The organism is Modestobacter sp. I12A-02662, assembly GCF_041028325.1.
In the GTDB taxonomy this organism is placed as follows: domain Bacteria; phylum Actinomycetota; class Actinomycetes; order Mycobacteriales; family Geodermatophilaceae; genus Modestobacter.
Map to the genome: position 1 here is coordinate 107,926 of NZ_JABGDE010000010.1, position 15,605 is coordinate 123,530.

Consider the following 15,605-nt stretch of genomic DNA (forward strand, 5'->3'; position numbering starts at 1 on the left):
GGCCATGAACCGGGACTATCACTGATGCCGACCCGTGGCGCCCGGAGAACCGACTCGCGGCCGAGACCGGCTCCTGGGCGCACACGCCCGGAGGATCGGAGACCCCATGACCGCGCGACCACGTCCGGCGGAGCCGCCGTCCCCGCCGGATGGGCGAGTCCGCGACTACCGATGGGTAACCTCCGGCGCATGCCGCTCAGCGAGGAGTTGGACATGGCCACGGCGACCTTCGAGTCGACCGCCCCGGGCACCGGCGCCGTCGTCGGTGTCTTCCCCGTGCACGACACAGACGCCGTCACCGAGACCGTCGCGCGGGCCCGCCCGGCCGCCGAGCACTGGGCCGCCCTCGGCTTCGGGGAGCGCAAGCTCCGGCTCGCCGCCTACCGCGGGTACCTCGCCCGCCGGCTCCACGAGCTGGCCGACCTGGTGCACCGGGAGAACGGCAAGCCGCACGCCGACGCGGTCCTCGAGATCACCCTGGCGATCGACCACCTCGCCTGGGCCGGCGCCCACGCCCCCAGGACGCTGGGCCTGCGCAGGGTCCGGGCCGGGCTGCTCGCCGCCAACCACGCCGCCTACCTCGAGTACCGGCCGCTGGGCGTGGTCGGCGTGATCGGCCCGTGGAACTACCCGGTGTTCACGCCGATGGGCTCGATCGCCTACGCCCTCGCCGCCGGGAACGCCGTCGTCTTCAAGCCCAGCGAGTTGACCCCCGCCGTCGGCGTCTGGCTGGCGGCCGCGTGGCGCGCTGCCGTCCCCGACTGCGCCGACGTCCTCCAGGTCGTCACCGGCGCCGGCGAGACCGGTGCCGCGCTCTGCCGCGCGGGCGTCGACAAGCTCGCCTTCACCGGCTCCGCCCCCACCGGCCGCCGGGTCATGGCCGCCTGCGCCGAGACGCTCACCCCCGTGCTCCTGGAGCTCGGCGGCAAGGACGCGATGATCGTCGACGACGACGCCGACGTCCCCGCGGCCGCCGACGCCGCCGTCTGGGGCGCGCTGAGCAACGCCGGTCAGACGTGCATCGGCATCGAGCGGGTCTACGCCACCGACGCCGTCTACGACCGGTTCGTCGCCGAGGTCACCGCGAAGGCCCGCGATCTCTCCGCCGGCGCGCACGAGGGGGCGCACTACGGCCCGATGACCATGCCCGGCCAGGTGGACGTCGTCCGCCGGCACGTCGAGGGCGCGCTGGCCGCCGGTGGCCGCGCCGTCGTCGGCGGCACCGTGGACGGCGCCCTTATCGCGCCGACCGTCCTGGTCGACGTGCCCGCCGACGCCGACGCCGTCCGCGAGGAGACCTTCGGCCCGACGATCGTGGTCAGCCGGGTCGCCGACGCCGAGGAGGGTCTGCGGCAGGCCAACGCCTCGGTGCACGGGCTGGCCGGCGCGGTGTTCTCCGGGTCCAGGACCCGCGCGCTGGACCTGGCGCGCCGGATGAGGAGCGGCATGACGTCGGTGAACTCGGTGCTGACCTTCGCCTCCGTGCCCGCGCTCCCCTTCGGCGGCGTCGGCGAGAGCGGGTTCGGCCGCATCCACGGCGAGGACGGGCTGCGCGAGTTCACCCGCGCCAAGGCCATCACCCGCCGGCGCTTCCCGCTGCCGGTGGACCTGATGAGCTTCACCCGCCCGGAGGCCGCGGCCGACGCGGTGGCCCGGGTCATCGGCCTGGTCCACGGGCGGCACCGGTGAGCGAGGAGTACGACGTCGTCGTCGTGGGCGCCGGCTCGGCCGGCTGCACGCTCGCCGGCCGGCTCACGGAGGACCCCGCGCTGCGGGTGCTGCTGCTGGAGGCCGGTGGATCGGACGACGTCCTGGAGGTGCAGGTCCCGGCCGCCCTCTACAAGGTGTGGCGCACCCGCCGCGACTGGAACTACGCCACCACCCCGCAGCCCGGCCTCGGCGGGCGGGAGCTGTACTGGCCGCGCGGCAAGCTGCTCGGCGGCTCGAGCTCGATCAACGCGATGATCTACGTCCGGGGTGCGGCCGCCGACTACGACGAGTGGGCGCGGCTGACCGGGGAGGACGGCTGGTCCTACGCGAGCGTGCTGCCGCTGTTCCGGCGCAGCGAGGACAACGCCCGCGGCGCCTCCGAGCACCACGGCGTCGGCGGTCCGCTGCGCGTGGAGGACCTGCGCTCGCCGCACCCGTGGACCCGCGCCGTCGTCGCCTCCGCCGTCGCCGCGGGCCACCCCCGCAACGACGACTTCAACGGCGCCCGCCAGGACGGCGTCGGGCCGTACCAGGTCACCCAGAAGCGGGGCCGCCGCTGGTCCGCGGCCGACGCGTTCCTCGAGCCGGCGAAGCGCCGGCCCAACTTGACCGTGCGCACCGGCGCCTCCGCGACCCGCGTGCTGCTGTCGGGGAGCCGGGCGACCGGCGTCGCGTACCTGCGGGGCGGGCGGCGGCACACCGCGCACGCCTCCGCGGAGGTCGTGCTCGCCGGCGGCGCGGTCAACTCCCCGCAGCTGCTGATGCTCTCCGGCATCGGGCCGGCCGACCACCTGCGCTCGGTCGGCGTCGAGGTGCACGCCGACCTCCCCGGCGTCGGCACCGGACTGCAGGACCACCCGCTCGTGCCCACGATCTGGCACGTCCGCTCGGGGAGGTCGCTGTTCCGCGCCGAGTCGCCGTCGGGGTACGCGCAGTGGTTCGCCGCCCGCCGCGGCCCGCTCACCTCGAACCTCGCCGAGGCGGGGCTGTTCACCCGGTCCGCGGACCAGCTGGCCGAGCCCGACCTGCAGTACCACTTCCTGCCGGTCAAGTTCTGGCGGCAGGCCGAGGTCGACCCGGACGTCGACGCGTTCACCGCCGCGACCGTCCTGGTGCACGTGCACTCCCGGGGATCGGTGCGGCTGCGCTCGGCGGACCCCACCTGGGCACCGGCCATCGACGCCGGCTACCTCACCGACGAGCGCGACCTCGAGGCGCTGGTCACCGGCGTCGAGCGCTCCCGGGAGATCGCGTCGGTCGGGCCGCTGGCCCGGGTCCTCGCGGACGAGTGGTCACCCGGCGGCGCGGTGCGCGGGCGGGCCGCTCTGCGGGAGGAGGCGCGGCGGACCCTCGAGTCGCTGTACCACCCGGTGTCGTCCTGCCGGATGGGCACCGACGACCTCGCCGTGGTCGACCCCCAGCTGCGCGTGCACGGCGTCGACGGGCTCCGGGTGGTCGACGCCTCGGTGATGCCGACGCTGGTCCGCGGCAACACGAACGCCCCGACGATCATGATCGCCGAGCGCGCGAGCGACCTGATCAAGACCGACCTCGCCGCGGCCTCCCTCCCCTGACGGACTTCGGGGCGGTAATGGCCGCCGTCCGGCCGGGCCATCACCGCCCCAGAGTTCCTGAGGGTGGCTAGCCGTGGGCCTCGGCGGCGGCTGCGGGGGTCGGCGCGACCGGGAGGGTCGTCTCCGGGTCCGCGGGCCGGCGGCGGATCGAGATGGACAGCACCGCGGCGACGAGGCACAGCGCCGCGGCCGCGTACCAGGCGCCGTCGTAGGAGCCGGTGACGTCCCGGACGACGCCCGCCCCGAACGCGGCCACCGCGGCACCCACCTGGTGCGCGGCGAACACCCAGCCGAACACCACCGGCGCCCGCGCACCGAAGTACTGGCGGCACAGCGCGAGGGTCGGCGGCACGGTGGCCACCCAGTCCAACCCGTAGAACACGATGAACGCGATCATCGACGCCTGGATGTCGGTGCCGAACAGCTGCGGCAGCAGGAACAGCGACATCCCGCGCAGCCCGTAGTAGGCCAGCAGCAGCACCCGGGGGTCGACCCGGTCGGTGAGCCAGCCGGAGAACACGGTGCCCGCGACGTCGAAGACGCCGACCACCGCCAGCAGCCCGGCGGCCGTCGTCACCGGCATGCCGTGGTCGTGCGCGGCGGGGATGAAGTGCGGCTGCACCAGCCCGTTCGTCGAGGCCCCGCAGATCAGGAAGCCCCCGGCGAGCAGCCAGAACGGCCGGGTGCGCACGGCGTCGGCCAGCCCGCGCAGCGCCGTCCGGGCCGGGTTGCCGTGCACCGGGTCGACGTCGTCCGCGGGCGTGCCACCGAACGGCGCGACGCCCAGGTCACGCGGCCGGTCCCGGAGCAGCCAGGCGACGAAGGGGACGACGGCGAGCGCGGCCGCCGCCGTCCCCAGCGCCGCCGGCCGCCACCCCCACCGCTCGTCGACCACGGCCACGATCGGCAGGAACACCAGCTGCCCGGTCGCACCGGCGGCGGTGAGCACGCCCGACACCAGCCCGCGGCGGGCGACGAACCACCGGCCGGTCACCGTGGCCACCAGGGACATGGCCATCGACCCGGTGCCCAGCCCGACGAGCACGCCCCAGCACAGCACCAGCTGCCAGCTCGCCGTCATGCCGACCGTCGCCGCGCTGCCCGCGGCCACGACGAGCAGCGCGGTGACCACGACCCGCCGGATGCCGAACCGCTCCATGAGCGCCGCGGCGAACGGCGCGGTGAGGCCGTAGAGCGCCAGGTTCACCGCCACGGCGGCGGAGATGGTCGACAACGACCAGCCGAACTCCTCGTGCAGCGGGGCGATGAGCACCCCCGGGACCGCGCGGAACGCGGCCGCGCCGAGCAGCGCCAGGAAGGTCACCGCCGCCACCCACCAGGCGGGGTGGATCCGTCGGGTGCGGGTCGGGAGCACGGCGGTCACGACAGGAGATCCTGCCGGTCCCCACCGCGAGCGAAGAAGTGGCCCGACGGCCATCCTCTGCAAGGATCCGGCCATGGCCGTGCACGAGGTCGCCGTCCTCGCCCTGGAACGCACCATCTCCTTCGAGCTGGGCCTGCCGCACGCCTTCCTCGGCGGCGCGGTGGACGCCGCCGGTCAGCCGCTGTACCGGGTCCGCGTCGCCACGGTCGACGGCGGCCCGGTGCGGACGTCGGCGGGCTTCGCGGTCCAGCCCGACCACGGCCTGGAACTGCTGGAGACGGCCGGCACCGTCGTCGTCCCCGGGGTGTACGGCGGGCCGCAGATGGACGACGGCACGCTCCACCCCGGCCTCGCGCAGGCCCTGACCCGGGCCACCGGGCACGCCCGGATGGTCTCCATCTGCACCGGGGCGTTCGTGCTCGCCGCGGCGGGGCTGCTCGACGGGCGCCCGGCGACGACCCACTGGCTGCACGCCCCGGCGTTCACCGCCCTGTTCCCCCGGGTGCGCCTCGACCCCGGAGTGCTCTTCGTCGACGACGGCGACGTGCTCACCTCGGCCGGCAACGCGGCCGGCATCGACCTGCTGCTGCACCTCGTGCGCCGGGACCACGGCAGCGAGGTGGCGACGGCGATCGCCCGCCGCCGGGTCGTCGCCCCGTGGCGGGACGGTGGCCAGTCGCAGTTCATCGAGCGCCCCCTCCCCCAGTCGGGCGACTCCGGGACGGCGGCCACCCGCGCCTGGGCACTGGCCCGGCTCGCCGAGCCGCTGACCCTCGAGGACCTGGCCGGCCACGCGGCGATGAGCGTGCGCACCTTCACCCGCCGGTTCCGCCAGGAGACCGGGGTGAGCCCGGCCCGCTGGCTGGCGCAGCAGCGGGTGTCCCGGGCCCGGGAGCTGCTGGAGTCGACCGACGCACCGGTCGAGCGGGTCGCCGCCGAGGCGGGGTTCGGGACGACGGCGTCCCTCCGGCAGCACCTGCACGACGCGATCGGAGTGGCGCCGCTGGCCTACCGGCGCACCTTCCGGGGAGCCCGACCCACCCCCATGTGATCAGGGACTCCACCCGGTGACGGGATGCATCTGGCAGAGTGAGGGCACCGGCGCCGCCCCCTGCTCATCCGAGAGCGGGTGGACTCGACGTCGGCGCGAGGCAGCGCCACCCTGGCGCGCCGGCGACCCGACGTCCGACCCGGATGCGCGCAGCGGCCCCGACAGGTGGCCCCGCCCCGGTGGATGAACGGTGGCCACCGGAGTGTTGAGGACTTCCAGATGACTTCTCCCAGCTCGTCCACCCCTGCCCACGGCGACGGCGCCGACCGTCCGCGCCGCCGCGCCACCCGCCCGGCCGCCGCCCCCAACGGCGCGGCGTCCGCCCCCGCCTTCCGCTCCGCGCCCTCCGCGCGGCCTGCCGCCCCGGCTCCGGCCGGGCACCAGTCGGCGCCGACCGCACCGGCCGGTGAGGTCGGCGAGGCCCGCAGCCGTCGCCGCCGCGGCGGCCGGGGCCGCGGAGCCGGCCTGCAGGACGACGTGACCCAGCCGGCCGCCGTCGAGGTGACCATGCCCGTCGTGAGCGCGCCCGTCGTCCCGGCCGGTGACCTGGCCACCGTGGTGCCCACCGACACCACCTTCGCCGAGCTCGGCGTGCCCGCCCCGCTGGTCGAGGTGCTCACCGCCAGCGGCATCACCGCGCCCTTCCCGATCCAGGTCGCGACGCTGCCGGACACCCTGGCCGGCCGGGACGTGCTCGGCCGCGGTCGCACCGGCTCGGGCAAGACCATCGCCTTCAGCCTCCCGCTGGTGGCCCGGCTCGCCTCCTCGACGACCAAGCGGCTGCCCAAGCGGCCGCGCTCGCTGATCCTGGTGCCGACCCGTGAGCTGGCCAACCAGGTGTCCGCCGTCGTCGACCCGCTCGCCCGCGCGCTCGGCCTGAAGACCACCGTCGTCTTCGGCGGGGTCGGCCAGAACCCGCAGGTCACGGCGCTCGCCGGCGGCATCGACGTGCTCATCGCCTGCCCCGGCCGGCTCGAGGACCTCATCGGCCAGGGCCACGCCGACCTCGGCGCGGTCGAGGTGACCATCCTCGACGAGGCCGACCACATGGCCGACCTCGGCTTCCTGCCGGGCGTCAAGCGCCTGCTGGACCGCACCCCCAAGGGCGGCCAGCGCCTGCTGTTCTCGGCGACCCTGGACAACGGCGTCGACGTGCTGGTGAAGCGGTACCTGTCGAACCCGGTCACCCACTCGGTCGACCCGGCCGTCGCCCCGGTCTCGACGATGAGCCACCACGTGTTCCGCGTGGACACCCTCGACAAGGCTGCCGTGGTCAAGGAGCTCGCCTCCGGCCTGGGCCGCAGCGTCCTGTTCACCCGCACCAAGCACCAGGCGAAGAAGCTGGCCAAGCAGCTCAGCGCGGCCGGCGTCCCGGCCGTGGACCTGCAGGGCAACCTCAGCCAGAACGCCCGCGAGCGGAACCTCGAGGCGTTCAGCAACGGCTCGATCCGGGTGCTGTGCGCGACCGACATCGCCGCCCGCGGCATCCACGTGGACGACGTCTCCATCGTCGTGCACGTCGACCCGCCGACGGAGCACAAGGCGTACCTGCACCGCTCCGGCCGCACCGCCCGCGCCGGGGCCGGGGGCACGGTCGTCACCATCGCCACCCCCGACCAGACCGGTGAGGTCCGCACGCTGACCCGCCAGGCCGGCATCACCCCGACGGTCGCAGCGGTCCGCCCGGGTGCGGCGGAGATCACCGCGCTCACCGGCCCGGCCGCGCCGTTCGTGGAGCCCGCTCCGGCACCCGAGCCGCAGCCGCAGGGCGCCGGGGGCGGTCGCCGTCGGCGCGGCGGGGCAGCTCCGGCGTCCTCGTCGTCGGCCGGCGGGTCGAACGGCCGCGGGCAGCGCTCCGGGCCGGCGCGCACCCGCGCGGAGCTCGCCGCGCGGGCCGGTCAGGCGCCCGCCGGCGCCGGTCGCGGCCGCGGTCGCTCCGGCCGCTGAGCAGCTGATCCCCTCACGGGGACCTCATGATCACCTCGCGCTGGTGGTTGCTCCCTCGGACGGGAGGCAACCACCGGCGCGAGGTGACCTGCATGTCGGGGGCCGGCGCGCGGTCGCGGGAGCACGCCGGGCCGACCAGGATGAGGTTGAGCACTGGAGCACCCCGCGAGCAGAAGAAGGTCCTCATGCGCCTGCCCATCACCCTCAGCGAGATCGCTCCCCGCGTCGCGACCGGCGCGTTCATCCTCAACTCCGGCCTCGGGAAGCGGGACGTCGACGAGGCGACCGCCGCCGGGCTGCACGGCTTCGCCAGCGGCACGTACCCGTTCCTGGCCAAGGTGCCGCCGGCGACGTTCGCGAAGGCCCTCTCGACCGCGGAGATCGCCGTCGGCGCCGCGCTGCTGACACCGCTCGTCCCGACCGCCGTCGCCGGCGCCGCGCTGACCGCGTTCTCCGCCGGGCTGGTCGGTCTCTACCTGCGCACTCCGGGCATGACCAAGCCGGGCGCCAGCGTCGCCCCCACCCAGGAGGGGCTCACGGTCTCCAAGGACGTGTGGCTGCTCGGCATCGGCATCGGCCTGCTGACCCGGGGACTGGTCGACCGGCCGGACCGGACGGCGACCCGCCCGGCCGGCCGCACGGCCCACAGGGTCTCGGCGAAGGGGGCGCGGAAGGTGGCGGCCGCCGACCGGAAGGCGCACAAGGCCTCGGCGAAGGCGGGCCTCGCGGCCGGCGCGGTCACCGCCCGGGCCCGCGAGCGCTCGCACCGCTGAACGTCAGCCGGCGAGCTCGGCGGCCAGCTCCCGCACGATCCGCGCGACGTCGTCCGGCCGGGTGTGCACCACCATGTGCGCGGCACCCGGCAGCTCCACCAGCCGGCCGTCCGGCGCGCAGCCGGCCAGGCGGAGGGCCCAGTCCCGCGGGACGAGCGCGTCGCGCTCCCCCCGGACGACGACCACCGGGACCCCGACCCGCCGCAGGACCTCGTCCAGCCGCTCCCGCACCGTCTGCCGCCACAGGGCGGCCATGGCCCGCGGGCCGGTGTGCAGCCACTGCCGGAGCACCAGCGGCACCTGCCACCACGGCTCGTGCGCGGCCGTGCGCACCCACCGCGCGGCCAGGACGGCGAACCGGCGCAGCCGCGGGTCGGGGGTGGGGCCGAGCAGCAGCAGACCCACCACCCGCGGGTCCCCGACCGCCGCGGCGGCGACGAGCAGGCAACTCTGCGAGTGACCGACCAGTACCACCGGAGCCACGCCCGGCCGGTCGCGCAGCCGCTGCACCAGCCCCGGGAACGCCGGGACCTGCGTCCGCAGGCCCATCCCCGGCAGGCTGAGCACGCGACCGCCGACGCGCGACCGCACCCGCGCCGACGAGCGTTCGTCCAGGCCCATCCCGGGCACCCACAGGAAATCGGGAACACCGTTCGCCTCGACGCTGCTGATCACGATGCCGACTCTCCCCGGGACGACGGCACCCCGTGTCGCAGGGGTGGCCGCGAGGACCGAGGCACGAGTGGGAGGATGGCAAACATCATGACGACATCAGGAGGCACCGTGACCACCCCAGCCCGCACCAACGGCCAGCGACCGCGGGTCGTCATCGTGGGGTCCGGGTTCGGTGGCCTGTTCGCCGCCCGGCGGCTCGCCAAGGCCCCCGTCGACATCACGCTGGTCGCCAAGACCAGCCACCACCTCTTCCAGCCGCTGCTCTACCAGGTGGCCACCGGCATCCTCTCCGAGGGCGAGATCGCCCCGGCCACCCGCGAGATCCTGCGCAGCCAGGCGAACGCCCGGGTGGTGCTCGGGGAGGTCACGCACATCGACCTCGCCGCGCGCACGGTCACCTCCACCGTGCTCGGCCGCACCACGGTGCACCCCTACGACGAGCTGATCGTCGCCGCCGGTGCCGGCCAGTCGTACTTCGGCAACGACCACTTCGCCGAGTTCGCCCCCGGCATGAAGAGCATCGACGACGCTCTCGAGCTGCGCGGCCGCATCTTCGGCGCCTTCGAGCTCGCCGAGCTCGCCACCGACCCGCACGAGATCGACCGGCTGCTGACCTTCGTCGTCGTCGGCGCCGGCCCCACCGGGGTCGAGATGGCCGGCCAGATCGCCGAGCTCGCCCGGCGCACCCTGCGCCGGGACTTCCGCAGCATCGACCCCACCAGCGCCCGGGTGATCCTGCTCGACGCCGCTCCGCAGGTGCTGCCGCCCTTCGGCGAGCTGGGCAAGAAGGCGCACAAGCGGCTCAACGAGATGGGCGTCGAGGTCCAGCTCGGCGCGATGGTCACCGGCGTCGACGCCGACGGCCTGACCGTCAAGGACGGCGACGGGCACGAGCGGCGCATCCACTCGGCCACCAAGATCTGGGCCGCCGGCGTGCAGGCCAGCGAGCTGGGCAAGCTCCTCGGCGAGCAGTCCGGTGCCGCGGTCGACCGGGCCGGCCGCATCGCGGTCGAGAAGGACCTCACGCTGCCCGGGCACCCCGAGGTGCACGTGGTCGGCGACATGATCTCGCTGGACAAGCTCCCCGGGGTCGCGCAGGTGGCGATCCAGGGTGGCCGCTTCGCCGCCGACGCCATCAAGGCCCGGCTCGCCGGCCGGCCGGTCGCTCCGGAGTTCCACTACCACGACAAGGGCAGCATGGCGACGATCTCGCGGTTCTCCGCGGTCGCCGACATCGGCAAGCTGAAGCTCACCGGCTTCATCGCCTGGGTGCTGTGGCTCGTCGTCCACATCATGTACGTGGTGGGCTTCAAGAGCCGGTTCACCACGGTCTTCCACTGGGCCATCAGCTTCATGGGCCGGGGCCGCTCGCAGCGCGTCGCCACCCAGCAGCAGGTCTACGGCCGGCTGGCCCTGGAGGAGCTGGGCTCGGGCTTCGAGGTCTCCAAGACCGGCGGTCGCCAGCACGTCACCACGCCCGTCGACGTGACCGGCCGCGACTCGGCCTGACCCCCGCACGACACACCGGCCCGGGTCCCGCTGCTGCGGGACCCGGGCCGGTGTCGCGAGCAAGCCGGTCAGAACGGGTAGGCGGGCAGGTCGCCGCGCAGCGTGACCCACTGCGTCTCGGTGAACGCCTCGATGTTCGCCTGCGGACCGCCGTGCCGGGAGCCGGTGCCCGAGGCGCCGACCCCGCCGAACGGGGCGACGGCCTCGTCGTTGACCGTCTGGTCGTTGACGTGCACCAGGCCGGCCGGGATCCGCTCGGCCAGCTGCAGGCCGGCGTACACGTCGCGGGTCAGGATGCCCAGGGACAGGCCGTACTCCGTGCCCGCGGCCAGCGCCGCCACCTCGTCGACCGAGGAGAACGGCGTCACCGGCGCGACCGGGCCGAAGATCTCCTCCTGGTAGGCCGGCGCATCCACCGGGACGTCGCCGAGCACGGTCGGCCGGTAGAACAGCCCCTCGAAGGTGCCCCCGGTGCGCACCGTGGCGCCGGCCTCCACGCTCGCGGTGACCAGCCCGTGCACCCGGTCCCGCTGCCCGGCGTCGATGACCGGGCCGAGCGCGACCTGCTCGCGGAACGGGTCGCCGACCGGCAGGTGCTCGACCTTGCCCGCCAGGATCGACGTGTACTCCTCGGCGATCGACTCGTGCACCAGGTGCCGGCTGGTCGCCATGCAGATCTGCCCGGAGTGGGAGAACGTGCCCCAGGCGCCGACCGACGCCGCGGCGGTCACGTCGACGTCGGGCATCACGATGAGCGCGGAGTTGCCGCCCAGCTCCAGGTGGGCGCGCTTGAGGTGCCGGCCGGCCAGGGCGCCGACCGCGCGGCCGGCCCTCGTCGACCCGGTGAAGGCGATGACCCGCACGGCCGGGTCGACGACGAGCGCCTCCCCGACGTCGGCGCCGCCGGGCAGCACCTGGAACACCCCGGCCGGGACGCCCGCCTCCTCGAAGACGCGGGCGAACACGGCGCCCCCGGAGATCGCGGTGCGCGGGTCGGGCTTGAGGACCACCGCGTTGCCGAGCGCGAGCGCCGGGGCGATCGCCCGGACGGCCAGGATGGTCGGCACGTTGAACGGCGCGATGACGCCGACGACGCCGACCGGCACCCGGCGGGCGAAGGACAGCCGCGGCGCGCCGGTGCGCAGCAGCTCCCCGTACGGGTGGCTGGGCAGGGCGGAGGCCTCGTAGCACTCCTGCGCGCTGGTGTGCACCTGGAAGTCGCCGAACGGCTGGATCGCACCGGACTCCCGGGCCAGCCAGCCCTTGATCTCCGCGGCGTGCTCGGTGAGCAGGTCCCCGGCCCGGCGCAGCACGGCGGCGCGCTGCTCGAACGGCAGGGCCGCCCATGCCCGCTGCGCCTCGGTCGCGCGGGCGCCGGCCTTCTCCACGTCGTCGGGGGTGGCCCGGCCGACCTCACCGAGCTCCGCGCCGGTGGCCGGCTCGACGGCGGGGTAGGTCCCCCCGCTCCCGTCGGTCCAGGACCCGGTCCAGACCTTGCCGTGCCAGGCGCCGTCCTCGAGCAGTGGCATGTGTCCTCGTCTCCTCGCTGCCTCGTGGTCCCCGGCGCCTGCCACGGCGGCGGCCCCGGGTCCGGCCGCCATTGTGGTCAGCGGGGACGACCAGCAGGCGGCGCCCCCCGCAGGCCCCTACCGTCGACCTCCGGACCGGACCGCACCCACGCGCGCCAGGAGGCATCGGACCCGTGGCCACACCCCCCTCCGCCGTCCGCGAGCACGCCACCGGCTGGGTGGCCGCGCTGTGCTGGACGGCCGTGCTGCTCGACGGCTTCGACCTCGTGGTCGTGGGCACCGTCGTCCCGGCGCTGCGCACGCCCGAGGAGTGGGCGCTCAGCGACGGCGGGGCGACGTTCGTCGTCACCATCGGCCTGGTCGGCATGACGATCGGGGCGCTCACCATAGGCGCGCTCACCGACATCGTGGGCCGGCGCAAGGCGCTCATCGGTGCGGTGACGTCGTTCTCGCTGTTCACCCTGCTGTGCGCGCTGGCGCCCAACGCGGGGGTCTTCGGGGTGCTGCGCTTCCTGGCCGGCATCGGGCTGGGTGGCTGCCTGCCGACGGCGATCGCGCTGGTCAACGAGTTCACCCGGCGGGCGGCCGGGCGGGCGACCACGACGATGATGACCGGCTACCACGTGGGGGCCGTGCTCACCGCCGCGCTGGCGATCGTCGTCGTCGAGCCGCTCGGCTGGCGCTGGATGTTCGTGATCGGGGCCGCGCCCGCCCTGGTGGTCGTGCCGCTCATGGTGCGGCACCTGCCGGAGTCCCCGGCCTACCTGGTCTCGCACGGTCGCCGTCCCGAGGCCGAGCGGATCGCCGCCCGGTACGGGCTGGACCTGGAGGCGGCCCCGCCGGCTCCTCGCGGGGCGACGGCGACGCTGCGGTCGCTGTTCACCGACGGCCGGCTGCGGACGACGCTGGCGATCGGGGTGACGTCGTTCATGGGGCTGCTGCTGGTGTACGGCCTCAACAGCTGGCTGCCCACGATCATGCGGGAGGCCGACTACGAGCTCGGCGCCGCGCTGGCGTTCCTGCTGGTCCTCAACCTCGGCGCCATCGCCGGGCTGCTGGTCGCCGGCCGGGTCGCCGAGCGGATCGGGTCGCGCACCGCGGGGATCGCCTGGTTCGCGGCCGGCGCGGTGTTCCTGGCCCTGCTGTCGGTCCGGCTGCCGCTGGCCGGGATCTACCTCATGACCTTCCTGACCGGCTGCTTCGTGTTCAGCGCCCAGGTGCTCGTGTACGCGTTCACCAGCAGCAACCACCCGCCGCACGTCCGCGCCACCGCGCTGGGCTGGGCGGCCGGCGTCGGCCGGGTCGGCGCGATCACCGGCCCGGTGGTCGGCGGCACCCTGCTCGCCGCCGGCCTCGCCTTCCCGTGGGGCTTCTACGTCTTCGCCGTCGTGGGCGCGCTGGGCGCGCTGGCCCTGGCGGTCACCCAGGTCCGGCGGGACCGCGCCGTCGCCTGACCGCCACGGGGCACCCCAACGGGTCACCCCTGCCTCCCCGGTCGTGCAGCAGCCTCCCGGACCGGCCGATCCACCGCTTCGACATGGACGAGACGCAGCTGCCGCGCAGGGTGCCGGCCCGGGTCGCGCTGCTGGCGTGGCTGTACGGGCTCAGTGGCGCGTTCTCCCTGCTCGGCGCCCTGGCACCGCTGGCCGCAGACACCCCGGTGGGGCTGCTCGCCGGGCTGGCGGGAACCGGGCTGACCGTCGGCGCCGCGTTGTGGGTGGCCGGCCCGCGGGTCCCGGGCGTCCTGCTGCACGGCGCGCAGCTGCTGGTCGCCGTCCTGGTGGCCCTGCTCGCCTCCCGGTCGGTCACCGCCGCCGGCGTCGTGGGGCTCGGGCCGGTGCTGATCGCGCTCGGGCTCTACGCCGCGCACTTCTGCTCCGCGGCCGCGGCCCGCGCGCACACGGCGGGCGCGATCGTGCTGGTCACCGCCGGTGTCGCCGCCGCCCCGCCGGACCGGGTGCTGCTGCCCTGGTCGGTCGCGGCGGTGACGGCGGCCGTGCTCACCGAGGCGCAGGTCCGGCTCAGCGCCCGGCTGCGGGCCGACGCCTCCACCGATCCGTTGACCGGGCTGGCGAACCGGCGTGCCTGGGAGGCCGAGGCGCGGCGCAGCCTGGCCCGGGCGCGGCGCAGCGGGGAGCCGCTGAGCGTCGCCGTCCTGGACCTCGACGACTTCAAGGTCGTCAACGACCGCGACGGGCACGGCGCCGGCGACCGGGTGCTGCAGGACCTCGCCGCGCACTGGACCCGGCGGTTGCGCACCTCGGACCTGCTGGGCCGGCACGGGGGCGACGAGTTCGTGGTCTGCCTGCCCGGCACCGACCTCGCCGGCGCCCGAGAGGTGCTGAGCCGGCTGGACCCGGCCACCGCGCCGATCGGCTGGTCGGTGGGTGCGGCTACCGCCGGCCCCGGCGACACGCTCACCACGCTGCTGCAGCGGGCCGACGAGGAGCTCTACTCCTCAAAGCGGGACCGACGGGCCAGCCGGTGAGGGTCAGCCGTCGTCGGCCAGCCGCTCCGCGCGGGCGGCGGCCCGTTCGCTGATCGCTGCCGCCGTGGCCGAGCGCCGGGCGGCGGCGTCCCGGCGCTTCTCGGCCGCGTGCACGTCCCCGGACGCCGCGCCGGCCTGCCGCTCGGCCCGCTGCAGCTCCTCGGTCAGCTCCTCGACCCGGGCACGCAACCGGTCGCGCTTCTCGGCGGCCGCGGCCAGCTGCTGCTCGGCCGCCTCGGCCGCCGCGGCGGCGTCCCGGGCGCGGGCGGCGGCCTCCTCGGCGTCCCGTCGCGCCTGCTCGGCCTCGCGACGGCGGCGTTCGGCCTCCTCCCGGCGCCGCCGCTCCTCCGCCTCCTGGCGGGCCGCGGCGTCGTCCTGCCCGCCCTGCTTCCTCGGGCGCACCGGCGCCGCGGGTGCGGCGGCGGGGCGCAGCAGCGGAGCCACCGCGCCCTCGATGTCGACCGGCCCGATCCCGGTGTAGCTCAACGACGAGGTGAGCCGCCCCTCCCGCAGGGCGGCACCGGCGTCCGGATCGGCGATCGCCGCGCGCAGGGTCTCCTCGACCTGCTCGGCGACCGCGCTGCTGACGTCGTGCCCCTCCTGGTGGGCCAGCGCCCGGGCCTGCCGGGTGAGGGCGGCGACCACCTGGTTCCGCTGCCGGCCCAGCTCACGCAGCTGCTCCCCGGACAGGTTCGCCGTGGCCTGGCGCAGCAGCTCCCCGAGCTCCACCAGCTGGCCGACCTCCTCGGGCTTCCGGCGGGCGAGCAGGTTGCCGACCCAGGCCGCGGTGGTGGGCTTGGGGAGCGCCGCGATGGCCTTGGACAGTTCCTTGTCACCCTCGGCCTTCGCCCGGTCCCGGGCCTCCGAGCGGGCGGCGACGAACTCGTCCGGCGGCACCGCGTAGAGCTCGTCGGCGACGTCGGAGAGGTCCACGGCCGCCATGGTGCCCGACACCGGCCCCGGCA

Annotated in this window: 12 protein-coding genes; 8 read left to right on the forward strand and 4 right to left on the reverse strand. The window is 75.6% G+C overall.

The window, feature by feature from the left end; translation table 11 throughout:
• The first annotated feature begins 189 nt into the window (after positions 1-189).
• A complete protein-coding gene (locus tag HL189_RS16005; RefSeq protein ID WP_369134706.1) occupies positions 190-1,689 on the forward strand; it encodes an aldehyde dehydrogenase family protein in 1,500 nt (499 codons plus the stop codon).
• Complete coding sequence (locus HL189_RS16010; RefSeq protein WP_369134707.1) at positions 1,686-3,284, forward strand: GMC family oxidoreductase; 1,599 nt, start codon at positions 1,686-1,688, stop codon at positions 3,282-3,284. Before HL189_RS16005 ends, HL189_RS16010 begins: the two co-directional genes overlap by 4 nt.
• A 67-nt stretch (positions 3,285-3,351) precedes the next feature.
• On the opposite strand, the gene HL189_RS16015 is transcribed toward HL189_RS16010, so the two are convergent.
• Entirely contained in the window at positions 3,352-4,668 is a 1,317-nt protein-coding gene (locus tag HL189_RS16015) for an MFS transporter (protein WP_369134708.1), read from the reverse strand.
• Positions 4,669-4,741: 73 nt separating this feature from the next.
• Here HL189_RS16015 and HL189_RS16020 point away from each other — a divergent pair, with 73 nt between their 5' ends.
• From HL189_RS16020 to HL189_RS16030, 3 genes are all read left to right on the forward strand, one after another.
• A complete protein-coding gene (locus HL189_RS16020) occupies positions 4,742-5,719 on the forward strand; it encodes a GlxA family transcriptional regulator (RefSeq protein WP_369134709.1) in 978 nt (325 codons plus the stop codon).
• 219 nt (positions 5,720-5,938) lie between these two features.
• On the forward strand, positions 5,939-7,666 hold the full coding sequence (locus tag HL189_RS16025; RefSeq protein WP_369134710.1) for a DEAD/DEAH box helicase: 1,728 nt from the start codon (positions 5,939-5,941) through the stop codon (positions 7,664-7,666).
• A 146-nt stretch (positions 7,667-7,812) separates the two neighbouring features.
• Positions 7,813-8,439 (forward strand): hypothetical protein, encoded by a 627-nt coding sequence (locus HL189_RS16030; protein ID WP_369134711.1) that lies wholly within the window; start codon positions 7,813-7,815, stop codon positions 8,437-8,439.
• Between the two features lie 3 nt (positions 8,440-8,442).
• Here the strand turns inward: HL189_RS16030 and HL189_RS16035 are convergent, their stop codons facing one another.
• Positions 8,443-9,114, reverse strand: a complete 672-nt coding sequence (locus HL189_RS16035) for an alpha/beta fold hydrolase (RefSeq protein ID WP_369134712.1) — start codon at positions 9,112-9,114, stop codon at positions 8,443-8,445.
• Between the two features lie 108 nt (positions 9,115-9,222).
• Here HL189_RS16035 and HL189_RS16040 point away from each other — a divergent pair, with 108 nt between their 5' ends.
• Positions 9,223-10,623: an NAD(P)/FAD-dependent oxidoreductase gene (locus tag HL189_RS16040; RefSeq protein ID WP_369134713.1), complete on the forward strand. Its 1,401-nt coding sequence runs from the start codon at positions 9,223-9,225 to the stop codon at positions 10,621-10,623.
• 68 nt (positions 10,624-10,691) lie between these two features.
• Here HL189_RS16040 and HL189_RS16045 read toward each other — a convergent pair whose 3' ends face one another.
• Positions 10,692-12,152 (reverse strand): benzaldehyde dehydrogenase, encoded by a 1,461-nt coding sequence (locus HL189_RS16045; protein WP_369134714.1) that lies wholly within the window; start codon positions 12,150-12,152, stop codon positions 10,692-10,694.
• A gap of 173 nt (positions 12,153-12,325) precedes the next feature.
• Here HL189_RS16045 and HL189_RS16050 point away from each other — a divergent pair, with 173 nt between their 5' ends.
• Positions 12,326-13,606, forward strand: a complete 1,281-nt coding sequence (locus HL189_RS16050) for an MFS transporter (RefSeq protein ID WP_369134715.1) — start codon at positions 12,326-12,328, stop codon at positions 13,604-13,606.
• Positions 13,607-13,689: 83 nt separating this feature from the next.
• The gene (locus HL189_RS16055; RefSeq protein WP_369134716.1) at positions 13,690-14,640 is read left to right on the forward strand and encodes a GGDEF domain-containing protein; all 951 of its coding nucleotides are present in this window, start codon (positions 13,690-13,692) and stop codon (positions 14,638-14,640) included.
• Between the two features lie 3 nt (positions 14,641-14,643).
• Here HL189_RS16055 and HL189_RS16060 read toward each other — a convergent pair whose 3' ends face one another.
• Positions 14,644-15,573, reverse strand: a complete 930-nt coding sequence (locus HL189_RS16060) for a hypothetical protein (RefSeq protein WP_369134717.1) — start codon at positions 15,571-15,573, stop codon at positions 14,644-14,646.
• Positions 15,574-15,605 lie beyond the last annotated feature (32 nt).

Bases quoted from the DNA above. Each gene is read 5' to 3' on its own strand.
- HL189_RS16055 (WP_369134716.1), top strand. From the start codon at position 13,690: ATGGACGAGACGCAGCTGCCGCGCAGGGTGCCGGCCCGGGTCGCGCTG.
- HL189_RS16025 (WP_369134710.1), top strand. From the start codon at position 5,939: ATGACTTCTCCCAGCTCGTCCACCCCTGCCCACGGCGACGGCGCCGAC.
- HL189_RS16020 (WP_369134709.1), top strand. From the start codon at position 4,742: ATGGCCGTGCACGAGGTCGCCGTCCTCGCCCTGGAACGCACCATCTCC.
- HL189_RS16005 (WP_369134706.1), top strand. From the start codon at position 190: ATGCCGCTCAGCGAGGAGTTGGACATGGCCACGGCGACCTTCGAGTCG.
- HL189_RS16045 (WP_369134714.1), bottom strand. From the start codon at position 12,152: ATGCCACTGCTCGAGGACGGCGCCTGGCACGGCAAGGTCTGGACCGGG.